Source organism: Kribbella sp. NPDC104218, assembly GCF_055584105.1.
Genome location: NZ_JBVJMQ010000001.1, coordinates 988,736 through 1,001,661, shown reverse-complemented (window position 1 = coordinate 1,001,661; position 12,926 = coordinate 988,736). Strand labels below are relative to the sequence as shown.

The window sequence follows — 12,926 nt, the reverse complement described above, 5'->3', positions numbered from 1 at the left end:
GGCGTTGCTCGTTCAGACGGCGACGGGAGTTCGGGTACGGCGGTGCGTGGTCAGGGCCAGGGCTGCGGTGAGGAGCACGCCTAGGGCGGCGAGATGGACGGCCAGGCGGATGCCGGTCGTGGGGTTCGTGTGCTGGTTGGCGATGGCTACCAGGACAGCCAGGCCGACGGCGTTACCTACTTGCTGGCCGGTGGAGGCGAGGCCGGAGCCAATGCCTTGGAGTTCGGCGGGGACGCCGGTGGAGGTGACGGCGTACATGGTGGTGAAGGCGCTGCCTTGGCCGAGGCCGAGGAGGAGGAAGGCCGGGACGAGAGCGGCGTACGACGTACTAGGTGAAAGGGTGAAGCCGAGGAGAGCTGCGCCTGCTGCCGCCAGGACGAGACTGGCGCCCAGGGTGAGCTGGAGGCCGACGCGGTTGGCGATGCGGCCGCCGAGGTTGGCGCCGATGAAGATGGCGACGGTCGGGACCAGATAGGCGAGACCGGTTTGCAGGGCGGTGTAGCCGCGGATGTCCTGGAAATAGACGGTTTCGAAGTACAGGAGTGGGCCCAGGGTCGCGGCGAACAGGGTGATGACTGTGACGCCGACGCGGAGGTTGCGCCGGGCCAGCAGACCCAACGGGAGCAGCGGGTCCGCAGACAGCTGCTCGATCCGGACGAAGGCCGCGAGGAGTACGACGCCGGCGACGGCCGCGACCGCGCTCGGCGTACTCCACCCGGTCGCCGGGCCCTGGACCAGCGCGAACACGATCGCCGTGATCCCCGCCGTCCCCGTCACCGCCCCCGGTACGTCGAACCGGCGCCGGGTCTGCTCACCTTCGGATCGGGGAAGCAGGACGACGGCCGCTGCGATGCCGATGGCCGCGAGCGGGACGTTGACCGTGAACACCGCGGGCCAGCCGAAGGACTGGGTGAGGACGCCGCCGAGCAGCGAGCCCAGCGCCATCCCGGACCCGCCGGCCGCGCCCCAGATCGAGAACGCCCGGTTCCGTTCTTTGCCCTCGGCAAACAAAGTGCCGAGGAGCGAGAGCGTCGCCGGCGCCAGGACGGCGCCGCCGAAACCCTGGACCGCGCGGGCCGTGATCAGCAGCCACGGTTCGGTGGCGAGACCGCCGGCGAGTGACGAGACGCCGTACAGGAGTAGCCCGGCGACGAACATCCGGCGGCGGCCGAGCAGGTCGCACATCCGTCCGCCGAGGAGCAGCAGACCGCCGAACGGGACGGCGTACGCGCTGACCACCCATTGCAGGTTGTGCGGCGCGAAGCCGAGCTCGCGCCCGATATCGGGGACGGCGACGAAGACGATCGTGTAGTCGATCGCGATGATCAGCTGCGCGAACGCGAGCAGCGCGAGGATCAACGGTTTATTTCGGACATCAAACATCCAGAATCAGCTCCGAACGGAAAGGCGGTTGTCCCATGCGCGACTTTCCGCGTAGTGGTTGTCGAACTGGTCGCTGGTGGCAGCGACGGCGGCCCACGAGGTCTCGCCGCGGTAGGCGGATTCGAGCAGGCGGTAGTAGTCGAAGCGCGGCTTGGCGTTGGTCAGGGTGAAGAAGACCTCCGCGTCGCCGTCGAGAGCCTCGAAGGCGTGCGTGGTGCGCGGCGGGACGACGAGGGTGTCGCCCGGCCGGAGCGTCACCAGCTCTTCGTCGAGCAGGACGCGGAGCTGTCCGGACAGCATGAAGAAGAGCTCAGTGGCCTGGTGATGCTGATGCGGTGGCGCGCCGGCGGCACCAGGCCGGAAGACCGACCGATGGGTGCTCAGGCCAAGTCGCGGCACGTCGGCCAGCAGGGTGACCCCGCTCGCAGGGAGAGACTCGGCGTCGGCGGCCCGGATCAGAAAAGTCATGGCGGTCCTTTCAGGACTTGAGGTTGGCGAAGCGATTGCGGGTGTTGCCAGGCGCGGCGGGCGACTCCGCCACGACGCCGGCGGCGATCTGAGCGATCGTCGTCCCAGCAAGCTCGCGACGATAAGTCAGCTCAGCGGCGCGCATCGCCCGAGAGATATGGCAGCTCTTCACATAGTCGGTCTTCGAGTTCCCCCCAGGCCCCGCCCGGAGGATCTCCCGGCAGCGGAACGCGTCGTCCGGCCCGTCGATCGCCACCACGATGTCCAGCAAGCTGATGTCCTCAGGATCGCGAGCCAACTGAAAGCCCCCCTTCGGCCCCGACACCGACGTCAGAATGCCCGCCCGCGCCAACGCCTGAAGCTGCTTGTTCAAGTAAGCCGTCGGCAACTCGTAGAACGCGGCAAGATGCTTGGCCGTCACCGCCTCCCCCGGAACCCAACTGAGATTCACACAGCTGTGCATAGCCCACTCGACCCCCTCGTTCATCCGCATAACCTGGATACTAAATATCCTGAATAGAATTGGTCAACCCGCCGGGCTTCTGGTGAAGGACGAGTTCGGTCTAGGGTGCTCGGCTATGGATTCGACTGTGATCGTCGCGGGTATGGGGTTCGCCGCGACGATCGGCGGTGTGTGGTTGTCGGCGTACTGGCAACGCAAGAGCGCTCGCGAAGCGCAGATGCTCGAGGCGCAAGTGCAGGTGTACGGTGCCTGCGTCGAGGCGCTGTACGAGTACGAACGGGTGATGTTCGGTCGAGCTCGGGCCCGGATCAAGCAGAAGCCGGAAGCAGAGCGAGAGTTGCTGCGGCAGGAAGCGTATCGGTGCGACGTACGTGCCCGTTCAGCTATCGGACAGGCGATCTTCCTGAGCGGGGCCGAGGATCTCGACGAGAGGTTCGACGCCATCCGCGATTCGGTCGAAAACCTCAACTACGTCAACGAACTGCCGGAGCTTCGGCAGCGTCACGATGCGATCCACGCCGCGCTGGCCGACGTACTCCGAACGGTCCGCAAGGAGATGCCGCACAAGACGCGGCGGGCGGTCCGGGCAGGCAAGGCGTCGCCTCCGGCAGTGACTCCGTAATAGCCGCCCCGTCGGGGAGAACCAATCTGTCTGCTTCGAAGAGATCGCCAACCGATCACAGCACCGGCGTGAGCGGCTGGATCGTCGGAGCTTTCCACACCGCCTCGTTCCACTCCGTCAACCGCTGCTGACCAGCACTACACGCACGTCCGAACGCCCGGCCAGGAGAACCTGCCGGGCGTTCGTTGTTGTGCGGTTAGGGGGTCAGCTGCCGACGCGGGCGTTGTCGGGGCGCCAGACGCAGGCGATGGCGGGGCGGGGGAACTTGTGGGTGTGGGGCCAGGTGGAGGTGGGCTTTTCGAAGGTGGCGTCGTCGGTTTCGCCGGGGTGCTGGACGGCGACGAAGGCGGTTTTGTCGTCTTCGGAGACGAGGGGGCCGCAGGCTTCGGAGCCGAAGGGGACGGAGAGGAACTGCTTGACCTGGCCGCGGTTGGGGCCGGCGACGGGGACGGTGAAGATGCCGTCGTTGGAGCCGAGGACGTTGCCGTCGGTGGAGATCCAGAGGTTGCCGGCGCCGTCGAAGGCGACGTTGTCGGGGCAGGAGATCGGGCTGACCTTGGACTTGTCGAAGCCGCCGAAGTAGGTCTCCTGGGCGGCCGGGTCGCCGCAGACCAGGAACAGGGTCCAGAAGAAGCCGGTCTTGGCCGCGTCGTCGCCCTCCTCGGTGATCTCCAGGATGTAGCCGTTGCGGTTACCGGCCTTCTCGATCAGCGGGCCGCCGAGCTTCTCGCGGACGTGCGACGTCCCGATCGGGTTGGCCTCGTCGAGCGCGTGGGTGCTGCCGCGCTTGTCGTTGTTGGTCAGCGCGGCGTAGACGCGGCCGTTGACCGGGTTGCGCTCGACGTCCTCCGGGCGGTCCATCCGGGTCGGGGAGACCTTGTCGGCCGCGATCCGGGTGTCGATCAGCACGTCGGCGACCGACATCCCGTCGACGAACGACTTCTTGTCACTCGTCAGCGGGATCCACTGACCGACGCCGTCGTACAGGCCGTCGGCGTCGCCGTCGCCGGTGAACTTCGCGACGTACAGCGTGCCCTCGTCGAGCAGGCCGAAGTTGCGCTTGCGGTTGTCCGGGTCGTACTTGCCGGTCGAGACGAACTTGTAGATGTACTCGCCCTTCTCGTCGTCACCGGTGTAGACCGCGATCCGCCCGTCGGCGGTGATCGTCGTGGTGGCGCCCTCGTGCTTGAGCCGGCCGAGCATGGTCCGCTTCTTCGGCGCCGAGTGCGGGTCGTACGGGTCGACCTCGACCACCCAGCCGGACCGGAACACCTCGGTCGGCGTCCTGGTCAGGTCGAAGCGCGGGTCGACGACACTCCACTGCCGGGCCGACTTGGTGACGGTCGTCGGGACGCCGTACCGCTTGTACGACGCCTCGTACTCCTTCGGCGTCGTCCCGGTGACGTCGTAGTACCCGTTGAAGTTCTCCTCGCCGGACAGCACCGTGCCCCACGGGGTGACGCCGCCGGAGCAGTTCCCGAAGGTGCCGTAGGCAACCTTCCCGACGCGCTTGTCGGCGGCGGCCGGGCCGGTCACCTCGAACTTGGTGGCCGCAGTGATCCGCCGGTTGTAGCGGGATAGCTGCTTGTCCCGGCGCCACTGGCCGCTGCGCCCGACGCGCTCGAGCTGGACGACGGACATCCCGTGCGCCGCGATGCCGATCTTGGCCTGGGTGGCCAGGTCGTACTTGCCGGTCGGGAACATCAGGTACTCGTCGGTGTACTCGTGGTTGCAGACGAGCAGCGCCTTCCGCTCGTCGCGGAGCGGGACGATCATCGTGTAGTCGTTGTTGTAGCCGAACTGCTTGGCCTGCGCCGCCGCGGATTGGCGGTGCGCGTCGAACCGCGGCGCGCCGTACTCGACCGGGTCGCCCCAGGCGATGATCACGGCCTGCTGGTAACCGCGCGGGACGACGATGTCGTCCTTGCGGTTCGGCGGGACGGCGGCGTGCGTCAGCTTGCCGTGGCCGCCGGCGAACCCGGGGAAGTCGCCGTTCCCACGCTGGTAGCCGCCGTAGGTCTGCTGGTCCGCGGTGGCCGGGAGGTTGGTGGCCAGGGTCGCGACCCCGGCGGCCGCGGCGCCGGCGGCGCCCACCTTCAGCACGTTGCGGCGGGTGAAGGCCGAGCGCAGGACGGACTGGATGTGCTCGTTACCGGACGTGTTCGGCTGAGCGTGGTCGCACTGGTTGGCGCACTTCAGCTCACAGGTACGGAACGAGCGGGAGCCGTGGCGGGTACCGAGCTGGCTGAGCAGCGGCAGAAACTTGGTCACGCCGGGGACATTAGGGAGGGCAAGCAGGCCCTGGGTGAAGGTCAGGTGAACGTCGGACGGCTTAGGTTGCCCTTAGTAGCCAGCCGGAGCCGCGCCGTCACTCGCCGTTGCCGAAGGCCGTCCCCGGTGAAGATCAGCAGTGCCACCCAGACCAGCCCGAACCCGGCCCAGCGCATCGGCGACATGTGCTCGTGGAAGATCGTCACCCCGCAGATGAACTGCAGGATCGGGGCGACGTAGTTCAGCAGGCCGAGCGTCGTCAGCGGGATCCGCGTCGCGGCCGCGCCGAAGAACAGCAGCGGGATGGCGGTCAGCGGCCCGGTCAGCAGTACGAGGACGAAGTACCCGATCCCGTAGTCCGCCACGGTCGAGTCGCCCCGGACGCCGAGGACGGCGATCGCCGCCAGCGCCAGCGGGACCACGGTCGCGGACTCGACCGCCATCCCCTCGACCGCGCCGGCGTTCGCCTGCTTCTTGATCAGCCCGTAGAACCCCCACGAAAAGGTCAGGATGATCGCGATCCACGGCGGCCGGCCGTGCTCGATCGCCAGCCCGACGACCGCGGCGAACGCGACCGCGAGCGCCGTCCACTGGGCGGGCCGCAGCCGCTCCTTGAGGACGATGACGCCGAGGAACACCGCGAACAGCGGGGTGATGAAGTAGCCGAGCGACGTCTCGACCACGTGCCCGTTGACCACGCCGTAGATGTAGGTGCCCCAGTTGATCGAGATCAGGAACGCCGCGGCGACCAGCGCCCAGCGCCGCCGCGGCTCGCGGATCAGCGCGCGCACCTGGCCGAACTTCCGCAGGACGGCGACCAGGACGACGATCGTGAGCAGCGACCAGAGCACGCGGTGCGCGAGCAACTCGATCGGGCCCGAATGGTCGAGTAATCGCCAGTACAACGGGAACAGGCCCCACAACAGGTACGCGGTCAATCCGTAGGCGAACCCCCTGCGTTGTTCCGGCACATTTCGCACCCTAAGTCCGCACGTCAGTGGCATCCAAGAGGTTTGCTCATGACGTGAGACAGCGTGGGGAGGATCTCATCGCGTGGACACGCGGGCCTGATGGGGTTGGATAGGGGAGTGAACCTGAGGAGGCATGTGTGAGCGTGAGGACCGGTCTGGTCTCGGTGACGTTCCGGCAGCTGCCGGTCGACGAGGTGGTGGAGGTCACGGCCAAGGCCGGGCTGAAGGCGATCGAGTGGGGTGGTGACATCCACGTGCCGCTCGGTGACCTGGTCACCGCGAAGCGCGTACGGAATCTGACCTCCGTGCACGGCCTGGAGACGGCCGCCTACGGCTCCTACCTGCGCGCCGGCACGGCCGACCGCGAGGAGATGCGCGCGACCGTCGCCACCGCGGAGGCGCTCGGCGCCTCCCGGATCCGCGTCTGGGCCGGCAGCGTCGGGACGGCGGATGCCGGTGTCGGCGACCGGATGGCGGTCACCCGCGGCCTCGCCGAGCTGGCCGAGGTCGCGGCCGGCTCGGGGATCGAGATCGCGCTCGAGTTCCACCGCAACACCCTGACCGACGAGATCGACTCCACGATCACCTTGCTGATGGACGTCGGCGCCCCGAACCTGACGACGTACTGGCAGCCTCCGATCGGCGCGAGCGACGAGGAGTGTCTCGATCAGCTGGAGGCGCTGCTGCCCTGGCTGGTCAGCGTGCACGTCTTCTCCTGGGAGCCGGACGGCGCCCGCCGCCCGCTCGCGACCCGGGAGTCGCTCTGGCGGCAGGTCCTGCACCGCCTGCAGAACGATCCCCGCGAGATCAACGCGTTGCTCGAGTTCGTCGAGGACAACAAACCCGAGCAGCTCCTCGCCGACGCCGCCGACCTGAACTCCTGGCTGGGTCAGACCGGTAAGTAGATCGCGATCGCGAGCGTCCCGGCCGTCGGCTTGCCCTGGGTGACGACGACGGCCGCCGTTCGCGCCGGGCCGGCCGGGATGACGTCCTTGCCGACGCCGACGTCATTGCCGTCGTCGACCTGAATGCCGTGGGCGATCTCGGCGCCGGCCCGGGCCTGGACCTGCAGCGGCGCCGGGCTGCCGAGGTCCTTCCCACTGTAGGCGAGGACGAACTCCTGGTTCACCGGCGCCTCGATCGTGACCTCTTTCTGCGGGCCCGGCGCGGTCCGGAACGAGTCGAGCCGGTAGGTCCGCCCGTTGATCTCGATCCGCTCGTCGAATTGCAGGCCGCCGACGTCGCGCTGCGGCCCCTGGGCATACACGCCGAGCGCGAGCAAGGCGTTGTCGGGAGCGGCCGAGGTGCCCTTACGGCCGTCGCGCAGTTCGATGACCGCCTCGACCTCGCGACCGGCCGGAACTGCCGTGGCGAAGGTGCCGCTGCCGACTGCGCCCGCATCGGTCGAGTCCGCGCCGCAGGACATGCTGACCTCGGGCTGCCCGTCGATCGACATCGCAACGCTGTAGGGGTACGCCGTCGCCAGCGGGCCGTCGGCGGCGGTGCAGAACGGCTTCAGCCTCAGCGGCGCGCCCGTCCCGGTGAAGCTGAAGCGGACCTCCTTGGCGCCGGGGCCGGAGACGGCCGCGCCGAGCAGCGTGTCACCGCCGACCTGGCGGCGGTAGACGATGCCCTTGTCCTGGAAGTCCTGCGGGCCGGGTTGCGGCACGGCTCGGAAGTCGGAGCTGCCGGTGGTGCTGTAGAGGCCGACGGCGATTCGCGCGGTGTCGTCACCCGGCTCACGAGAGTCGGAGTCGATGATGTCCGCGGTGACCGTCGTGTCCCGGCCGACCGGCGTGGTCAGCCAGAGCGGTGAGTCCGGCCGGGTCTCCTCGCCGTACGCGTCGGTGAGGTTCCCGCCGACGTTGCACTGGACGGTCGCGACGACGCGCTGCCCGATCCGGATCTCCGCGAACTTCGACCGCTGGCTCTCCGTCGTGCACATGGCCCGGACGGCGATGTGGTTGGTGGTCGGCGTCCAGCTGAAGGAGAACTTGTCCTGGTTCTGGTTGCCGATCCAGCCGCCGAGCAGCTTGTCGGCGCCGATCCGGCCGGGGATGGCGATCCCGTCCCGCTCGTAGTCGGCGGGGACGGTACTCGACGGGTCGGGCTGGGTCTTGGTGACGACGCCGGGAACGACGGCGATCGCGACGGCCGCCACGGCGGCGATCGAGGCGACGGCGGTGGCCGCGCGGCGCTGCTTGGTCCGGCGGATCTTGTGCCGGACGCCGGGCAGCAGGTCGGGCTGGTCGCCGGCCTGGCCGGCGCGGGTGCTGAGCTCGGTGCGCAGGTCCTGGAGGTTCATCGGGAGGTCTCCTCGCTGGTCGCTGCCTCGGTGAGCAGAGCGGGGTCGAGGCGGAGCTTGGCGATCGCCTTACTGGCTTGGCTTTTGACGGTCCCGACCGAGACGCCCAGGAGCTGGGCGGTCTCGGCTTCGGTCAGGTCCTCGTAGTACCGCAGGACCAGGACGGCGCGCTGGCGGCGGGGGAGCCGGCCGAGTGCGTCCCACAGGTCCTGACCGTCCTCGGCGCTGCTGCTGGCGCCGGTGTCGGGCAGCTCGGCGCTCGGGATCTCGTTGTTCCAGCGGCGCCGCCACCACGAGGTGTAGGTGTTCATCAGGATCCGCCGGACGTACGGCTCGGGGTTCTCGCCCTCGATCCGGGACCAGGCGAACCAGGCCTTGGCGAGCGCGGTCTGGCAGAGGTCCTCGGCCAGGGCGTGGTCGCGGGTGAGCAGGTACGCCGTCCGGAGCAGGGCTGCCGAACGAGTGTCGACGAAGGCGTCGAACCCCTCGGATGTCGTCACCGGCGGCCCCGTTTCCCCGGCACGCAGAGTCAGCGCGCTGTTCTGGATGGTCACATCTTGCCTGACCGGGTGGGGTCCGGATTTGGTTGCCTGTTCGGCAGAAAGTTTCTTCTTGGGCCTGGTCAACCGGTGGATGCTGCCGTAATGCTGGCCGATGACAGAGTTCCTTCACCGCCCCGGAGGTTGTCATGTCCCAGCTTCTTGGTCGCCCGCTGCCGCGGGTGGTCGCCATCCTGCTGTTGTTCGCGGCGATGCTCGCCGCCACCGTCACCACCCAGATCGTCACGGCGACCGAGGCCCGCGCCGATGGTTGTTACACCTGGGGCCGCACGCTCAGCCAAGGGATGACCGGCGAGGACGTGCGGCAGTTGCAGATCCGCGTCGCCGGCTACCCCGGCTACGGCGGCCACCTGGCCACCGACGGGAACTTCGGCCCGGCGACGAAGGCCGCCGTCCAGCGCTTCCAGTCGGCGTACGGGCTCGGCGCGGACGGGATCGCCGGCTCCGCGACGTACACGAAGATCTACGCGCTGCAGGACGACGACTGCACGCCGATCCACTTCACCTACGCCGAGCTGGACGACGGCTGCGGCGGCTCCGGATGGGACGGCGGACCGTTGTCGGCGGCCGCGACCAAGGCGAACGCGCTGCAGACCATGTGGCAGCTGGAGGCGCTGCGGCATGCGCTCGGCGACGCGGCCATCAACGTGACCAGCGGCTTCCGCAGTATCCCGTGCAACAACTCGGTCGGCGGCGCCTCGAACAGCCAGCACCTGTACGGCCGCTCGGCCGACCTGGTCGGCAGCCACTCCCTCTGCACGCTGGCCAAACAAGCCCGCAACCACGGCTTCGGCGGCATCTTCGGCCCCGGCTACCCCGGGCACAACGACCACACCCACCTCGACATCCGCACCTCCAACGTCTGGGACGCCCCCTCCTGCGGCATCTAGCGCCTGCCTGCAGGATCTAGAGCAGTTGGCTCAAGGTGTGAATTGCTAGGCCGACGAGGGCTCCGACGACGGTGCCGTTGATGCGGATGAACTGGAGGTCGCGGCCGACGTGCAGCTCGATGCGGGCGGCGGCCTCGCGGCCGTCCCAGCGGGCGATCGTGTCGGAGATGACGGAGACGATCTCGCTGCCGTAGGTCCGGATCACGTATCCGACCGCCTCGGCGGCGCGATCGTCGACCTTCGCCCGCAGGCCGTCGTCGGTCTGCAGCCGGTCGCCGAGATCCCGGATCGCCTTCACCGCGCGCACCTGCAGCGTGCTCGCCGGGTCCGAGATCGCGTCGATCAGGGCCGTGCGCAACGAGTCCCAGACCGCGGTCAGGCTGGAGCCCATGTCCGGATGGGTCAGCATCCGGGACTTGAACGCCTCGAACCGCGCCATCGTCTCGGGATCGTTCTGCAGGTCGACGGCGAGTTTGCGCAGCAGCCGGTCGATCGCCTGCCGGGCGGCGTGGTCCTGGTTGTCGCGGACGTCGGCCAGCCAGGCGACCGCCTCGCGGTGGATCCGGTCGACGACGAGCCGGTCGACCCACATCGGCGACCAGCGCGGCGCGCGCGGGCCGACGACGTCCGCCAGCAGTTCGCGGTTGTCGCGTAACCAGTCGTGCGCCTCGACCATCAGCAGGTCGAACAGCGCGTGGTGGGCGCCGTCGTCCACGACGGATTCGAGGAAGTGGCCGGCGATCGGGCTCAGCGGCTCCTGCACGAACCGCGGCAGCAACGACCCGCGGACGAACGCGGTGACGTCGTCGTCCCCGAGTTTCGGCAGCGCGGCGCCGATCGTCCGGGCGCCTTCGGCGACGATCCGCTCGGCATGCGTCCCGGAGGCCAGCCACTCACCTGCGCGCCGGCTCACCGCGGCCGTGCGCATCTTCTCCGCCACGACCTCCTCGGAGAGGAAGTTCTCGGTGACGAACTGCTCCAGGCTCTCGGCCAGGCTGTCCTTCCGCGTCGGCACGATCGCGGTGTGCGGGATCGGCAACCCGAGCGGCCGCCGGAACAGCGCCGTCACCGCGAACCAGTCCGCCAGCGCGCCGACCATAGCCGCCTCGGCCGCCGCGTTCACATAACCCCACGCGCCGGGCTGGTGCAGCGTCACCACGTAGATCACCGCGGCCAGCACCAGCAACGACAACGCGACCATCCGCATCTGCCGCAACCCACGCTGCCGGACCAGGTCGGCCGCGCCCAACGTCATTGTCGCCATACCTAGATCCAACCAGGTGATACCCAGCAATCCGGTCAGGTGCGGTCCTGGTTCACCCCTGAGTGCCTACGATCGGGTGTCGTGACCCCGCATGAGCTGACCAGCACCCTGCTCCAGCACGTCGGCGCCGGCGAGATCGACGCGGCCGCCGCGCTCTTCGCCGACGACGTGGACTTCTTCATCCCGCGCGCCGCCGACCTGCCGTGGGTGCCGGACGTCGACTCGGCCGCCGGGATGGCGACGTACTTCGGTCTGCTGCGCGCCCACCTGGACGGCAAACGGTTCGACGTCGAGCGCATCGTCGCCGACACCACCGACGCCGTCGTCATCGGTCAGCTCGTCTCGACGGTCCGGGCGACCGGGCGGGACATCGAGTCCCGGTTCGCGATCCACATCGGGACCCGCGCCGGGCGGATCAACCGGTACCACTTCTACGAGGACAGCCTCGCGGTCGCTCAGGCGCTCGTGCCCTGACGGCGATCCATCCGGCCGGAGATCAGCGCGAAGATCAGGCCCGCGACCGCGAGGGCGGCGCCGACCCGGCTGGGCCACTCGTAGCCGTAGCCGGCTGAGAGGACGACGCTGCCGAGCCAGGCGCCGAGGGCGTTGGCGACGTTCAGCGTCGAGTGGTTGAGCGACGCGGCGAGCGACTGACCCTCGTGGGCGACGTCCATCAGGCGCGTCTGCAGGGCCGGGATCAGGATGCTCGACGAGAAGCCCAGCAGGAAGACCGCGAGCAGCGCGGTCGGCTTGGTGTGCGCCAGCCAGCCGAAGACGGTGAGGACGACGGTCACCGCGATCAGGCCGCCGTACAGGCTCGGCATCAGCGCGCGGTCCGCGAGCCGGCCGCCGACCAGCGTGCCGCAGGTCATGCCGACGCCGTACGTCGCCAGCACGATCGTCACCGCGGCCGCGGAGAAGCCGGCCAGCTCCGTCATGGTCGGGGTGATGTAGGAGTAGGTCGCGAACATGCCGCCGAAGCCGACCATCCCGACCAGCAACGCCATCCACACCTGCGGTTTCGCCAGCGCGCTCAGCTCGCTGCGGACGTTGACGTCGTTCCCGACCGGCTGCGGCGTCACCCAGAACCAGACTGCCACCAGCGTCAGCAACCCGAGCCCGCCGACCGCCAGGAACGGCGCCTGCCACCCCAGCCGCTGACCCATCAGCGTGGTCAGCGGGACGCCGACGATATTGGCCACCGGCAGGCCGACCATGATCATCGAGACCGCCCAGGCCCGCCGGTTCACCGGCACCATCGACGCGCTGACCACCGCGCCGATCCCGAAGAACGCGCCGTGCGGCACCCCGGTCAGGAACCGCGCCGCCATCAGCAGCTCGTAGCTCGACGCGATCGCCGACAGGATGTTGCCGACCACGAACATCGCCATCAGCCCGAGCAGCAGCCGCTTCCGGCCGGTCCGCGCGCCGAGCGCCGCGATCACCGGTGCTCCGACGACCACGCCGACGGCGTACGCCGAAACGACGTGCCCAGCGGTCGGAATCGAGATCCGGACGCCGTCCGCGATCTCCGGCAGCAGGCCCATCGTCACGAACTCGGTGGTCCCGATCGCGAACCCGCCGGTCGCCAGCGCGAACAACGCCAGTCCGACCTGGCGGGGCAGTTTCCGGCTGTCAGGCGTCACGGCAGTGGTCACACCTGAGTCTCCCAAACCCGGTGCGGTTGCTCCCAGAAAGTTGCCAGCGAATTGTCAACTACCGGGCGGTG

The 12,926-nt window shown here is 69.0% G+C and carries 13 protein-coding genes; 4 read left to right on the top strand and 9 right to left on the bottom strand.

Annotated features, from left to right (window positions below; all coding sequences use genetic code 11):
* Positions 1-12 precede the first annotated feature (12 nt).
* Genes ACZ6ZD_RS04795 through ACZ6ZD_RS04785 form a run of 3 tightly spaced genes read right to left on the bottom strand, consistent with a single transcriptional unit; the run spans position 13 to position 2,344 of the window.
* The gene (locus ACZ6ZD_RS04795; protein ID WP_465668387.1) at positions 13-1,383 is read right to left on the bottom strand and encodes an MFS transporter; all 1,371 of its coding nucleotides are present in this window, start codon (positions 1,381-1,383) and stop codon (positions 13-15) included.
* A 6-nt stretch (positions 1,384-1,389) separates the two neighbouring features.
* Positions 1,390-1,851, bottom strand: a complete 462-nt coding sequence (locus tag ACZ6ZD_RS04790; protein WP_465668385.1) for a cupin domain-containing protein — start codon at positions 1,849-1,851, stop codon at positions 1,390-1,392.
* A gap of 10 nt (positions 1,852-1,861) precedes the next feature.
* Positions 1,862-2,344: an RrF2 family transcriptional regulator gene (locus tag ACZ6ZD_RS04785; RefSeq protein ID WP_465668383.1), complete on the bottom strand. Its 483-nt coding sequence runs from the start codon at positions 2,342-2,344 to the stop codon at positions 1,862-1,864.
* 85 nt (positions 2,345-2,429) lie between these two features.
* On the opposite strand from ACZ6ZD_RS04785, the gene ACZ6ZD_RS04780 reads away from it, so the two are divergent.
* Positions 2,430-2,936: a hypothetical protein gene (locus ACZ6ZD_RS04780; protein WP_465668381.1), complete on the top strand. Its 507-nt coding sequence runs from the start codon at positions 2,430-2,432 to the stop codon at positions 2,934-2,936.
* 204 nt (positions 2,937-3,140) lie between these two features.
* On the opposite strand, the gene ACZ6ZD_RS04775 is transcribed toward ACZ6ZD_RS04780, so the two are convergent.
* Both ACZ6ZD_RS04775 and rarD read right to left on the bottom strand, forming a co-directional pair.
* The gene (locus ACZ6ZD_RS04775; RefSeq protein ID WP_465668379.1) at positions 3,141-5,207 is read right to left on the bottom strand and encodes a PhoX family protein; all 2,067 of its coding nucleotides are present in this window, start codon (positions 5,205-5,207) and stop codon (positions 3,141-3,143) included.
* A 41-nt stretch (positions 5,208-5,248) separates the two neighbouring features.
* Complete coding sequence (rarD, locus tag ACZ6ZD_RS04770; protein WP_465668377.1) at positions 5,249-6,178, bottom strand: EamA family transporter RarD; 930 nt, start codon at positions 6,176-6,178, stop codon at positions 5,249-5,251.
* A 137-nt stretch (positions 6,179-6,315) separates the two neighbouring features.
* Here rarD and ACZ6ZD_RS04765 point away from each other — a divergent pair, with 137 nt between their 5' ends.
* Positions 6,316-7,083: a sugar phosphate isomerase/epimerase family protein gene (locus tag ACZ6ZD_RS04765; RefSeq protein WP_465668375.1), complete on the top strand. Its 768-nt coding sequence runs from the start codon at positions 6,316-6,318 to the stop codon at positions 7,081-7,083.
* On the opposite strand, the gene ACZ6ZD_RS04760 is transcribed toward ACZ6ZD_RS04765, so the two are convergent.
* Both ACZ6ZD_RS04760 and ACZ6ZD_RS04755 read right to left on the bottom strand, forming a co-directional pair.
* Positions 7,068-8,483: a hypothetical protein gene (locus tag ACZ6ZD_RS04760; protein WP_465668373.1), complete on the bottom strand. Its 1,416-nt coding sequence runs from the start codon at positions 8,481-8,483 to the stop codon at positions 7,068-7,070. The two genes, ACZ6ZD_RS04765 and ACZ6ZD_RS04760, sit on opposite strands and share 16 nt — an antisense overlap.
* Positions 8,480-8,983 carry a SigE family RNA polymerase sigma factor gene (locus ACZ6ZD_RS04755; RefSeq protein WP_465668371.1) on the bottom strand — a complete coding sequence of 168 codons (504 nt, stop codon included), beginning with the start codon at positions 8,981-8,983 and terminating at the stop codon, positions 8,480-8,482. Before ACZ6ZD_RS04755 ends, ACZ6ZD_RS04760 begins: the two co-directional genes overlap by 4 nt.
* Before the next feature lie 188 nt (positions 8,984-9,171).
* Here ACZ6ZD_RS04755 and ACZ6ZD_RS04750 point away from each other — a divergent pair, with 188 nt between their 5' ends.
* A complete protein-coding gene (locus ACZ6ZD_RS04750; RefSeq protein ID WP_465668369.1) occupies positions 9,172-9,933 on the top strand; it encodes a D-Ala-D-Ala carboxypeptidase family metallohydrolase in 762 nt (253 codons plus the stop codon).
* A gap of 16 nt (positions 9,934-9,949) precedes the next feature.
* Here ACZ6ZD_RS04750 and ACZ6ZD_RS04745 read toward each other — a convergent pair whose 3' ends face one another.
* Entirely contained in the window at positions 9,950-11,197 is a 1,248-nt protein-coding gene (locus ACZ6ZD_RS04745) for a DUF445 domain-containing protein (RefSeq protein WP_465668367.1), read from the bottom strand.
* Positions 11,198-11,278: 81 nt separating this feature from the next.
* Between ACZ6ZD_RS04745 and ACZ6ZD_RS04740 the strand changes: the two genes are divergently transcribed.
* Positions 11,279-11,671 (top strand): nuclear transport factor 2 family protein, encoded by a 393-nt coding sequence (locus tag ACZ6ZD_RS04740; protein ID WP_465668365.1) that lies wholly within the window; start codon positions 11,279-11,281, stop codon positions 11,669-11,671.
* Here the strand turns inward: ACZ6ZD_RS04740 and ACZ6ZD_RS04735 are convergent.
* The gene (locus ACZ6ZD_RS04735) at positions 11,653-12,855 is read right to left on the bottom strand and encodes an MFS transporter (RefSeq protein ID WP_465668363.1); all 1,203 of its coding nucleotides are present in this window, start codon (positions 12,853-12,855) and stop codon (positions 11,653-11,655) included. The genes ACZ6ZD_RS04740 and ACZ6ZD_RS04735 overlap by 19 nt on opposite strands.
* Positions 12,856-12,926: the final 71 nt, after the last annotated feature.